Origin of the sequence: Nocardia sp. NPDC060255, assembly GCF_042727395.1 — a bacterium.
Taxonomy (GTDB): Bacteria; Actinomycetota; Actinomycetes; order Mycobacteriales; family Mycobacteriaceae; genus Nocardia.
In genome coordinates, this window is sequence record NZ_JBHXAU010000009.1 from 285,536 (window position 1) to 298,781 (window position 13,246).

A 13,246-nucleotide genomic window follows, 5' to 3' on the forward strand; every position below is an offset into this window, starting at 1 on the left:
TCGCCGAGGTGCTCGACCTGCCCCGGGTCGGCGTCGACGACGACTTCTTCGATCTCGGCGGCAACTCGCTCATCGCCACCCGGGTGGTCTCCCGCATCGGTGCCGCGCTGGGCACCACCGTCGCGGTGCGCGCGCTGTTCGAGGCACCCACCGTGGCCGCGCTGGCCGCACGGGTGGAATCGCACGCAGACGGTGCCGCGCGGGCCAGGCTGGTCGCCCGGCCGCGCAATGCCGACGAACTGGTGCCGCTGTCGTTCGCGCAGCAGCGCATGTGGTTCCTCAACAAGTACGACACCTCCTCGGCGGCCTACAACCTGCCGGTCGCCATCCGCCTCACCGGCGCGCTCGATGTGGCCGCGCTGCGGCTCGCGGTGGCCGACGTGGTGCGCAGGCACGAATCGCTGCGCACCCGCTACCCGGAGCACGGTGGCACCCCGGTCCAGGTGATCGTGCCCGCCGAGAACATCGCGCTCGACCTGCATCCGGTGCAGGTGGATCCGGCCGAGCTGACCGCCGTGGTGACCGACTTCGTCACCACCGGATTCGATGTGGCCGAACAGGTTCCGCTGCGCACCAGGCTCTACAGCGCAGGCCCGAACGAGCATGTGCTCGTCGTCGTGGTGCACCACATCGCCGCGGACGGCTTCTCGATGGGACCGCTGACCCGCGACGTGATGCTCGCCTACTCGGCGCGCACCCAGGACAGCGCGCCCGGCTGGGCGCCCCTAGCAGTGCAGTACGCCGATTTCGCCGTCTGGCAGCGCGAAGTCCTTGGCACCGAAGACGATCCGGACTCGCTCATGGCGCGTCAGGTGGCGCACTGGCAGCAGGTCCTGGCCGGTGTGCCGGACGAGCTGACCCTGCCCGCGGACCGGCCGCGTCCGGCGATCGCCTCGTTCCGCGGCGCGACGCTGCACCGCGAGCTGCCCGGCGACCTGATCGCCGCGCTGGAAGACATTGCGCGGCAACGCGGTGCGTCGCTGTTCATGGTGATGCACGGCGCGCTGACGGTGCTGCTGTCGCGGCTGTCCGGCGCGGACGACATCGCGGTCGGCACGCCGATCGCGGGCCGTGGCGAGCAGGCCCTCGATGATCTGGTCGGCATGTTCGTCAACACCCTGGTGTTGCGCACCGGCATCGACGCCGCCGAATCGTTCACCGAACTGGTCGATCGGGTGCGGCGCACCGACCTGGACGCGTACGGCAACGCCGACGTGCCGTTCGAACGACTGGTGGAATTGCTCGCACCGGAACGCTCGCAGGCCCGTAACCCGCTGTTCCAGGTGATGCTGGCCTTCCAGAACCTGGACCGCACCAGCCTCGAACTGCCCGGGCTGTCGGTGTCCGCGCTCGACCTCGAAGAGAACGTGGCGCGCTTCGACCTGCAGTTCACGCTGTCGGAACTGGGTGAACCCGGCACGGCCGGAATGGCTTTGGCGCTCACCTACGCGACCGAGCTGTTCGACGAGTCGACCGCCGCGGAGATCGCGCAGCGCTGGCAGCGAGTGCTCGAGGCCATCGCCGCGAACCCGACGATCGCGGTCGGTCAGATCGACGTGCTCGATGCGTCGGAGCGGGCCGACCTGACCGCCCGCACCGGCCCGGAGGCCACGGTCGCGCGGACGCTGCCGGACCTGATCGCCGAGGCCGCCGCCATCGACCCGGCCGCACCCGCGGTCGTGTTCCAGGGGCGCAGTCTGTCTTACGGGGAGCTGGACGAGCGCTCGAACCGCTTGGCCCGCTTGCTGATCGAGCGTGGTCTCGGCACTGAAGATCTGGTCGCGGTCGCCGTGCCGCGCTCGGACGACTCCTACTTCGCCGAGTGGGCCGTCGCCAAGTCCGGTGCCGCGTTCGTGCCGATCGACCCGACCTACCCGGCCGACCGCATCGCGCACATGGTCACCGATTCGGGTTCGCCGGTCGGCCTGACCGTGACGTCGGTGCGCGGTGACCTGCCGGACTCGGTCGAATGGCTCGTCCTCGACGAGCTGGATCTGACCGGCGTCGACGCGGCCGCGATCACCGATGCCGAGCGCGTGCGCCCGGTGCGTCCGGAACACCCGGCCTACGTCATCTACACCTCCGGTTCCACCGGCGTCCCCAAGGGCGTCGTGGTCACCCACACCGGTCTCGCCAACTTCCGGGACGAGCAGAACGCTCGCTACGACGTCGATTCGTCCACGCGCGCACTGCATTTCGCGTCGCCGAGCTTCGACGCGTCGATCCTCGAGTTCCTGCTGGCGATCGGCCGCGGCGGCACCCTGGTGGTCTGCCCGCCCGGCGTGTACGGCGGCGACGAGCTGGCCGAGCTGATCCGCACCGAACGCGTCACGCACGCGTTCATCACGCCGTCCGTGCTCGCCTCGCTGGATCCGGCCGCGCTGGCCGGCATGCGGGTGATCGTGGCGGGCGGTGAGGCGGTCCCGGCCGACCTGGTCACCAAGTGGGGTGGCGCGCCGGACGGTTCGGGGCGGCGCTTCCACAACGGTTACGGCCCGACCGAGACCACCATCATGACCAACATCAGCGACGCGCTGACGCCGGGCGATCTGGTCACCATCGGTGGCCCGACCCGCGGCATGCAGTCGCTGATCCTGGACGCCCAGCTCCGGCCCGTTCCGGTGGGCGTCGCAGGTGAGCTCTATCTGTCGGGCATCCAGTTGGCTCGCGGCTACCACGCGCGTGCCGGGCTGTCCGCCGATCGCTTCGTGGCGAACCCGTACGTGGCCGGTGCGCGGATGTACCGCACCGGTGACGTGGTCCGCTGGACCCGTACCGGTGAGGTCGAATACGTCGGCCGGTCCGACTTCCAGGTCAAGGTGCGCGGTTTCCGCATCGAGCTCGGTGAGATCGACGCGGCGCTGGCCGCGCACGAGAACGTCGACTTCGCGGTCACCGTCGGGCACAAGGGATCCGCCGGTGCCACCTCGCTGGTGGCCTATGTCGTTGCGGCGCAGGGCCGGACGATCGACGTCGCGGCGCTGACCGCGCATGTCGAGGACCGGTTGCCCGCGTACATGGTGCCGTCGTCGATCATGGTGATCGACCGGGTGCCCCTCACCCCGGTCGGCAAACTGGACCGAAAGGCGTTGCCGGAGCCGGTGTTCGCGACCGAGGTCGTGTTCCGGGCCCCGCGCACGCCGATCGAGCAGGCCATCGCCGAGGTCTTCGCCGAGGTGCTCGGCGTGGCGCGGGTCGGCGTCGATGATTCGTTCTTCGCGCTCGGTGGCGACAGCATCGTCTCCATCCAGCTGGTGTCGCGCGCCAAGGCGCGCGGCGTGGTGTTCACGCCGCGCAACGTCTTCGAGCAGCGCACGGTGGCCGGGCTGGCCTCGGTCGCCGGAACCGCCGACGCCGCGGCGGCTTCGGCCGTGGTACTCGCCGAGCTGCCCGGTGGTGGCGTCGGCACGATGCCGCTGACCCCGGTGGTGCGGTTCATGGCGGAGCGGCGCGGCTCGTTCGGCCGGTTCAATCAGACTCTCGCGCTGGAGCTGCCGGTCGGCATCGACCGGGCGGGCATCGTCGCGACGGTTGGCGCGGTCATCGATCGGCACGACATGCTGCGGGCGAGCCTGCGACAGGTAGACGGCGAGTGGATTCTCGAAACCGCCGCTGCCAGCACGGTCGACGTGGACGCGTTGGTCGATCACCACACCTTCGATGCCGGTATCGATGATGCCGAGCTGATCGAGATCGCTTCCGCCGCACTGGATTCCTCGCTGGATCTGCTGGATCCCGCTGCGGGCGTTGTGGTTCGGTTCGTCTGGCTGGAGCCGTCGAGCGGCGAACGCGCCGGACGCCTGATCGTCGTCGGTCATCACCTGGTGGTCGACGGTGTCTCGTGGCGCATCCTGGTGCCGGACTTCGTCGCGGCCTGGGGTCAGCGCACCGCCGGTCAGCAGCCCGAACTGGTCGCACCGGCCACCTCGATGCGGGCCTGGGCGCACGGGCTCGAACGCGAGGCGCGCAGTGCCGGACGGGTCGCCGAACTCGAGCACTGGCGTTCGGTGGTCGACGCGGCCGATCCGCTGCTCACCGAGCGGCCGCTGGACCCGGCGATCGACACCTCGGGCGTCATCGAGAAGCTGCAGGTCGAGGTGTCCGCCGAGGTCACCAAGGCGCTGCTGACCACGGTGCCCGCGCTGTTCCACGGCGGCGTGAACGACGGCCTGCTCACCGCGCTCGCCCTGGCGACCGCGAAGTGGCGGGCCCGCCGGGCGGGCGCCCGCGGCGATTCGCTGCTGATCCGCCTGGAGGGCCACGGTCGCGAAGAGGACATCGTGCCCGGCGCGGACCTGTCCCGCACCGTCGGCTGGTTCACCGCGATCTTCCCGGTCCGCTTCGACCTGTCCGGCATCGACATCGATGCCGCGCTGGCCGGCGGGCCCGCGCTCGGCCAGGCCGTCAAGGCGATCAAGGAGCAGCTGCTCGCGGTGCCCGACAAGGGCGTCGGTTACGGCCTGCTGCGCTACCTGAACCCGGAGACCGCCGCCGAGCTGCCCGTCGAGCTGCCGGGCCAGGTGAGCTTCAACTACCTGGGCCGCGTCTCCGAGGGCGACGTGCCCGAGTCGCTGCGCGGCTTCGGCTGGATCCCGGCCGCCGAGCTCGGCGCGCTGGGTGGGGCCTACGACGCGGACATGCCCGCGATGGCGCCCCTGGACATCAACGCGATCGTCACCGGCGACAAGCTGACCGCGAACATCGGCTACCCGTCGACCTTGCTCGATGCCGCCGCCGTGCGTGAGTTCGGCGAGCTGTGGACGACCGCGCTGGAAGCGGTTGCCCGGCACGCCAATTCGACCGGTGCGGGTGGGCATACGCCGTCGGACTTCGCGCTGGTGCGCAGCACGCAGGGTGATATCGACGGCTGGGAGCGGCGTTTCCCGAACCTGGCCGATATCTGGCCGCTGTCCGCACTGCAGTCGGGTCTGCTGTTCCACGCCAGGCTCGCCGCCTCCTCGGTGGACGTGTACACCGCGCAGGCGGTGCTGACCCTCACCGGCCGGGTGGATGCGGCCCGGTTGCGTTCGGCCGCACAGGCTTTGGTGGATCGTTACGAGAACCTGCGTACCGCGTTCGTCACCGATCGCGACGGCAGCCCGGTGCAGGTGGTGCTGGACAGCGTCCGGGTCGCCTGGTCCGAGCACGATCGGATCGAGCAGGGCGACGGCGACGACCTGATCGCCGCGGACCGCACCAAGCGCTTCGATCTGACCGAGCCGCCGCTGATCCGCTTCACGCTGATCCAGGTGGCGCGCGACCGCTGGCAGTTCGTGGTGGCCAACCACCACATCCTGCTCGACGGCTGGTCCATGCCGCTGCTCATGCAGGATCTGCTGGTGCTCTACGCGGCACACGCGGACACCAGCGTGCTGCCCGCCGTGCGGTCCTACCGGCACTTCCTGGAATGGACTGCGCAGCAGGATCATTCGGCCTCGGTCGCGGCCTGGACGAACGCACTGCGCGGGGTCACCGAGCCGACGCTGCTGGCCCGCCCGGATGCCGGACGCGAGATCACCTCGCTGTCCGGCGAATACTTCTTCGAGCTCGACGAGACTGCCACCGCGCGGCTCACCGCGCTGGCGGGTTCGCTCGGCGTCACGCCGAACACCGTGCTGCAGACCGCGTGGGGCATCCTGGTCGGCCGGATGACCGGTCGCGACGACGTGCTGTTCGGCACCACGGTGTCCGGGCGTCCCGCGGATCTGTCCGGCGTGGAGTCGATGGTCGGTCTGTTCATCAACACCGTGCCGGTGCGGGTGCGCTTCGACCCGGCGGAGTCCGCGCAGCAGCTGCTGGCCCGGACCCAGGGTGAGCAGGCGGATCTGCTCGATCACCACTACGTCGGTCTCGCGGACATCCAGTCCGCCGCGGGCATCGGTGGCCTGTTCGACACGCTGGTGGTATTCGAGTCCTACCCGGTGGATGCCGAGGGGCTGCAGGCGCAGGCGGCGGACATCGACGGCATGGCGGTTGTCGGCCTCGACGCGGCCGATGCCACGCATTACCCGTTGACGCTGATCGCCCAGCTGGACTCGAAGCTGCGGGTCCGCGCGGGCTACCTGCGTGATCTGTTTGACGAGCAGACCGTGCGCCGGATCGCCGATCGCCTGATCCGCGTGCTGACCGCGATCACCACCGAACCGACTGTGCCGGTGGGTGATATCGAGCTGCTCGATACCGTTGAGCGTGAGCTCGTGGTGTCCGGCTGGAACGACACCGGGCACGAGGTGGATTCGACCGCGACGCTCGTTTCGAAGTTCTACGAGCAGGTCGCGAGCACGCCCGATGCGACCGCGCTCTCGTTCGAGGGGACAATTCTGTCCTACGACGAGTTCGCCAGTCGAGTGAATCAGCTGGCCCGCTGGCTGATCGCCCGCGGTGTCGGCGCGGAATCGTATGTGGCGCTTGGTATGCGGCGCTCGATCGATCTCGTCGTGGGTATGTACGCGGTCACCGTTGCCGGTGGTGCGTACGTGCCGCTGGATCCGGATCACCCGGCCGAGCGCACGGAATACATTCTGGCCACGGCCGATCCGGTGTGTGTGCTGACCTCCGGCACCGATCTCGACATCGATACCGCGCAGGTGCGTATCGATCTGCTCGATCTGAGCGGGCTGTCCGAAGCGGCGATCACCGACGCGGATCGCTGGGCGCCGTTGCGTCCGTCGAACACCGCGTACGTGATCTTCACGTCCGGTTCCACCGGCCGCCCCAAGGGTGTCGGTGTGCCGCACGCGGCGATCGTCAACCGCCTGGTGTGGATGCAGTCCGCGTACGAGCTGAACGCCACGGACGCGGTGCTGCAGAAGACACCCGCAACCTTCGATGTGTCGGTGTGGGAGTTCTTCTGGCCCTTGCAGATCGGCGCGCGGCTGGTCGTCGCGAAGCCCGACGGCCATCGGGACCCGGCCTACCTGGCCGAGATCATCAACACCGAGCGGATCACCGTCACCCACTTCGTGCCGTCGATGCTCGCGGTGTTCGTCGCCGATGCCGCTGCGGCCCAGTGTGATTCGCTGCGCCTAGTATTCGCCTCCGGTGAGGCGTTGCCGCCCAAGCCCGCCCATCGCCTGCGTGAGCTGACCGGTGCGGTGTTGCACAACCTGTACGGCCCGACCGAGGCCGCGGTCGACGTCACCTTCCACGAGGTCGTCGAGACCGACACGGACACGGTGCCGATCGGTGCTCCGGTGTTCAACACCCAGGTGTACGTGCTGGATTCGCGGCTGCGGCCGGTGCCGGTGGGTGTCGCGGGTGAGCTGTATCTGGCGGGCGCCCAGCTGGCCCGCGGATACGTCGCGCGGCCGGATCTGACGAGTGACCGGTTCGTCGCGAACCCCTACGGCGCCACCGGCGAGCGCATGTACCGGACCGGTGACCTCGTGTCCTGGACCTCTGCCGGTGAGCTGGAGTACTTGGGCCGCACCGACTTCCAGGTGAAGCTGCGCGGCCTGCGCATCGAGCTCGGCGAGATCGAGACCGCGCTGACCGCGCTGGACGAGGTCGCCCAGTCGGTCGTCGTGGTCCGCGGTGACCAGCACACCGGCGATCAGCTCGTCGCCTACGTCATTCCCGCGCCGAATGTCCGGGTGGACACCGAGCTGCTGCGCGAGGACCTGGCCGAGCGGCTGCCCGCGTACATGGTGCCGGCCGTGGTGCTCGTACTCGACGAGTTCCCGCTCAACGCCTCCGGCAAGCTCGATCGCAAGGCGCTGCCCGCGCCGGTCTTCGAGGCCGCGGTGTTCCGCGCGCCGACGACACCGGTGGAGGAGATCGTCGCGGCCACCTTCGCCGAGGTACTCGGCGTGGAACGGGTCGGCCTGGACGACGACTTCTTCGCGCTCGGCGGCAACTCGCTGACCGCGACCCGGGTCGCCGCGCGGTTGTCCGCCGCGCTGGACGCCGATCTCGGTGTCCGGGAACTGTTCGAGGCGTCCACCGTGGTCGCGCTCGCGGCCCGGACGGAGACGCACACCGGTGCCGGTGCCCGCGCGGCCCTGGCGCCGCAGCAGCGGCCCGACCTGGTGCCGCTGTCGCTGGCGCAGCAGCGGATGTGGTTCCTCAACCGCTTCGACCCGGACTCGGCCGTGGACAACATCCCGGCCGCGGTGCGGCTGTCCGGTCTGCTGGACCGGCAGGCGCTGCAGATCGCGGTCGCCGACGTGCTGGCCAGGCACGAGTCGCTGCGCACCTTCTACCCGGAGGTCGACGGCACCGCGCATCAGCAGACGGTGCCGACCGCCAAGGTGATTCCGGACCTCGCGCCCTTCGAGGTCACCGAAGCCGAACTGCCGCAACGGCTTTCCGAGCTGGTGCTGACCGCCTTCGACGTCACCACCGAGGTGCCCTTCCGGGCCAGGCTGTTCGAGGTCAGCCCGACCGAGCACGTGCTGGCCCTGGTGGTGCACCACATCTCGGCCGACGGTTTCTCCATGGGCCCGCTGACCCGAGACGTGATGACCGCCTACGGCGCTCGCGTGGAGGGCGGCGAACCCGCCTGGCGGCCACTGGAAGTGCAGTACGCCGACTTCGCGCTGTGGCAGCGCGCGGTCCTGGGCGACGAGGACGATCCGGAATCGGTGATCGCCCAGCAGATCGCGTACTGGTCGACCTCGCTGGCCGGGCTGCCCGATCAGCTCGACCTGCCCACCGACCGGCCCCGCCCCGCGGTCGCCTCCGGTCGCGGCGCGACGCACACCTTCGAGATCGACGCCGAAACCCACGGCAGGCTCACCGAACTCGCCCGCACCAGGGGCGCGACCCTGTTCATGGTCACCCACACCGCGCTCGCGGTGCTGTTGGCCCGCCTGTCCGGCGCGGACGACATCGCCATCGGCACCCCGGTCGCGGGTCGTGGCGAGCGGGCCCTCGACGACCTGATCGGCATGTTCGTCAACACCCTGGTGCTGCGGACGCCGATCGACAGCGGTGCGACATTCACCGATCTGCTTCGCACGGTGCGCGCCACCGATATCGCCGCGTTCGGGCACGCGGACCTGCCGTTCGAGCGGCTGGTCGAGATCCTGAACCCGGCGCGCTCGCAGGCGCGGCATCCGTTGTTCCAGGTGCTGCTGTCGTTCCAGAACCTCGGCCAGAACAGTCTCGAACTGCCGGGCCTCACGGTCAGTGGCGTCGAATTGCCGATCGACACGGCGAAGTTCGATCTGCAGCTGACGCTGTCGGAGAAGAACGCCACTCAGGCGGTCAACGGTACGGCGGCGGCCCCGGCCGGTATCACTGCCGAATTCATTTACGCCACCGACCTTTTCGATCCCGAGACAATGGCGGAGCTGGGGCAGCGGTTCAACCGTTTGCTCGGTGCGCTTGCGGCGGAACCGGATCGGCCGATCGGCGATATCGCGCTGCTGGACGAGCGGGAGACCGAGCAGGCGCTGCGCGGGTGGAACGACACCGAGCGTGACCTCGGCGCACCGACCACCTTGGTCGCCGAGTTCGCCGCGCAGGCTCGGGCCACCCCGGATGCCGTCGCCGTGATCGACCCGGCCACCGGAAGCTCGCTTACCTACGCCGAGTTCAGTGCTCGCGTGCATCGGTTGGCGCGCAAGCTGATCGAGGCCGGTGTCGGCCCGGAGTCCCTGGTCGCCTTGGGGCTGCGGCGCTCGGTGGACCTGGTGGTCGCCGCGTACGCCGTGCACGAGGCCGGTGGTGGCTACGTGCCGCTCGACCTCGACCAGCCCGCCGACCGGGTGAACTATGTGCTCGATTCGGCCGACCCGGTGTGCGTGCTGACCACGTCCCGCGACGCGTTCGAGGCGGACGGGCGGATCATCCTGTCGATCGATGAGCTGGATCTGTCCGGCTACTCGGACGAGCCGGTGACCGATGCCGAACGGCTCGCGCCGCTGCGGCCGGAGCACCCGGCGTACGTGATCTTCACGTCCGGTTCGACCGGTCGCCCCAAGGGCGTCGCGGTGCCGCACGCTGCGGTGGTCAACCAGATCCGTTGGATCACCGGTGAATACGGCATCGGCGCCGACGATGTCGTGCTGTTCAAGACGCCCGCCACCTTCGACGTGTCGGTCTGGGAGCTGTTCGGCCCGATGACCACCGGTGGCCGCATCGTGGTGGCCAGTGCGGACGGTCACCGCGATCCGCAGTACCTCGCCGACGTGATCGCCGCCGAGCGCGTCACCATGACCTCGTTCGTGCCGTCGATGCTCACCGTCTTCGCGGGCAACGTCGACATCACCGACGGCAGCGACGCGCTCGCCTCGCTGCGGACGCTGTTCATCGCCGGTGAGGCGTTCACCGCCGAGGCGGTCGACGCGATCCGCCGGGTCAGCTCGGCCGAGCTCTACAACCTTTACGGCCCAACGGAATTCACCGTGCACGCCACGCACGGCCCGGTGGCCGGCGACGTGACCGGCGCGGTGCCGATCGGCCTGCCGGTGTGGAACGCCCAGGCCTACGTGCTCGATGCCCGGCTCAAGCCGGTGCCCTCCGGTGTCGCGGGTGAGCTGTACCTCGCGGGCGCTCAGCTGGCGCGCGGCTACTTCGGCCGCGCCGACCTGACCTCGGATCGCTTCGTGGCCAACCCGTTCGGTACCGCCGGTGCCCGGATGTATCGCACCGGTGACCTCGTCACCCGCGACGACACCGGCGCCATCGTCTACATCGGCCGCACCGACTTCCAGGTGAAGCTGCGTGGCCTGCGTATCGAGCTCGGCGAGATCGAATCCGCGCTCGCCGCACACGATTCGGTGGCTCAGTCGGTCGCCATGGTGCGCTCGGACGGGCACACCGGCGATCAACTCGTCGGCTACGTGGTGCCGGCGAGCGGTGCGACGGTGGACGTCGATGAGCTCAGGACACACCTGGCCACCCGACTGCCGTCGTACATGGTGCCCGCCGCGCTCGTGGTGCTCGACGCCATGCCGCTCAACCCGAACGGCAAGCTGGATCGGCGTGCGCTGCCCGAACCCGCCTTCGAGGCAAAGGAATTCCGCGCACCGTCCACCCCGATCGAAGAGATCGTGGCCAACACCTTCGCCGAGGTGCTGGGCCTCACCAGCACCGACGGTGAACGCGCGGTCGGCATCGACGACGACTTCTTCGAACTGGGCGGCAACTCGCTCATCGCGACCCAGGTGGTCGCCCGGCTCGGTGCCGCACTCGACACCCGGGTCCCGGTGCGGATGCTGTTCGAGGCGCCGACCGTCGCCGCGCTGGCCGCGCGGATGGAAGCCCACCAGGGCACCGGACGTCGCCGCGAACTGGTCGCGGGGCAGCGGCCGGCCCGGATTCCGCTGTCGCTCTCCCAGCAGCGGATGTGGTTCCTGAACCGGTTCGACACCGATTCGGCGGTCAACAACATCCCCCTTGCTGTCCGGCTCACCGGCTCGCTCGACACCGACGCGCTGCGCCAAGCCGTCGCCGACGTGGTCGACCGGCACGAGGTGCTGCGCACCGTCTACCCGGAGACCGCCGACGGTCAAGGTGTCCAGGTGGTGCAGCCCGCCGGGCAGGAAACCATCGACCTCACCCCGATCGAGGTGTCGGAGACCGAAATCCAGGACCGCGTCAGCGAATTGGTGCTGACCGGCTTCGACGTCACCACCGAGGTGCCGGTCCGGGCCCAGCTGTTCCGGGTCGCCGGGTCGATGGACGGCTCCCAGCCGGACACCCACGTGCTGGTCTTCGTGGTGCATCACATCTCCGGCGACGGCTGGTCGGTGCGCCCGCTGGCCCGCGACGTGATGATCGCCTACGCGGCCCGCTCGCGCGGCGACGCCCCGGCCTGGCCGCCACTGCCGGTGCAGTACGCCGACTACGCGCTGTGGCAGCGGGAAACCCTTGGCTCCGAAGATGATCCGACCTCGCTGATCGCCCAGCAGGTCGCCTACTGGTCCGGCAGCCTGGCCGGGCTGCCCGACCAGCTCGACCTGCCGTCGGACCGCTCGCGGCCCGCCGTCGCGTCGAATCGCGGTGGCGTGTACGAGTTCTCGCTCGACGCGCGGCTGCTGCACGATCTGAACGCGCTCGCCAGGGAACACGGCGCGAGCCTGTTCATGGTGGTGCACGCCGCGTTCGCCGCGCTGCTCGCCCGGTTGTCCGGCAGCGACGACATCGCCATCGGTACCGCGGTGGCCGGTCGTGGTGAGGCGGTGCTCGATGACGCCATCGGCATGTTCGTCAACACGCTCGTGCTGCGCAGCGAGGTAGACCCGGCCGCGCCGTTCGCCGACCTGGTCGCGCACACCAAGGACCGCGACCTCGCCGCCTTCGGGCACGCGGACCTGCCGTTCGAGCGGCTGGTCGAGATCCTGAACCCGGCCCGCTCGCAGGCGCGGCACCCGCTGTTCCAGGTGATGCTGTCGTTCCAGAACACCGGCGAAGCCTCGTTCGAGCTGCCCGGTCTCGAGGTCGCCGGTGTGCCCCTGGACGTGGTGACGGCCAAGTTCGATCTGCACCTGAGCCTGTCCGACCGGATCGATGCCGACGGCTCCGCCGATGGTATGACCGCGGAATTCGCTTATGCGACGGACATGTTCGATGCGGGCACGATTGCCGGCGTCGCGGATCGGCTCGTCCGGCTGTTGACCGCTGTTGTGGCGGATCCTTCCGTGGCGATCGGCGATGTCGAGCTGCTGGATTCGGCTGAGCACGCGCAGGTTGTCGCGCGCTGGAACGACACCGTGCATGCGGTGGATGGTTCGGCGACGTTGGTGTCGATGTTCGAGGCGCAAGCCGCGCGGACCCCTGACGCGATCGCGGTGACGTTCGAGGGGACGAGTCTGTCCTACGCCGAGTTCTCGGCGAGGGTTAATCGTCTTGCCCGGCACCTGATCTCGATGGGCGTAGGCCCTGACTCGATGGTCGCGCTCGGTATGCGCCGGTCGATCGACCTGGTTGTCGGTATGTACGCGGTCAGCGTTGCTGGTGGTGCTTACGTGCCGCTGGATCCTGATCATCCGGCCGAGCGCACCCACTACGTGCTCGACACCGCGCGACCGGTCTGTGTACTGACTACCGCGCGTGATGAGTTCGATGCGGGCAAGACGCCCGCTGTCGAGCTCGATCGCGTGGAGCTGTCGGACTACTCGGATGCACTGGTGACTGATGCGGATCGTCGTGCGCCGCTTCGTCCGTCGAATACGGCGTATGTGATCTTCACGTCGGGTTCGACGGGCCGTCCGAAGGGTGTCGCGGTCAGTCATGGTTCGATCGTGAACCGTTTGGTGTGGATGCAAGCCGAGTACGGCTTGGAGCGCACCGACGTAGT

1 protein-coding gene (only partly in view) is annotated in these 13,246 nt (G+C 69.4%); it reads left to right on the forward strand.

What is annotated here, in order from left to right; genetic code table 11:
- Positions 1 to 13,246 carry part of the coding region annotated (locus tag ACFWF1_RS19385) for a non-ribosomal peptide synthase/polyketide synthase (protein ID WP_379322197.1) on the forward strand (this coding region is incomplete at its 3' end). 15,904 nt of the annotated region lie to the left of the window's left edge, so 13,246 of the 29,150 annotated nt are shown.